Below are 230 nucleotides of genomic sequence, written 5' to 3' on the forward strand. Positions count from 1 at the left end.
CCCGCCGCGCAGCGCCAGGACATGGCTGGCGTCAAAATGACGCGCCGCCGCCGCCATGGCCGCGCGCCAGGCGTTGAGGCTTTGCGCTGGAAAATCCTGCACGCTTTCGCCGCAGCCGGGCAGATCGGGCAGCATCGCGGCCACGCCCGCCGCGCCGAGATCACGCAGCAGCGTGGCCAGCATCGCCCGCGTGCGGTTCATTTCATCAAACAGCGGCGGCACGATCAGCA

The 230-nt window shown here is 70.0% G+C and carries 1 pseudogene; it reads right to left on the bottom strand.

From position 1 onward, the window contains the following. Window positions 1-230 (bottom strand): annotated as a pseudogene (locus tag H926_RS28780) (hypothetical protein); the annotation flags it as partial.

The organism is Novosphingobium sp. B-7 (genome assembly GCF_000410615.1).
Lineage (GTDB): Bacteria > Pseudomonadota > Alphaproteobacteria > Sphingomonadales > Sphingomonadaceae > Novosphingobium > Novosphingobium capsulatum.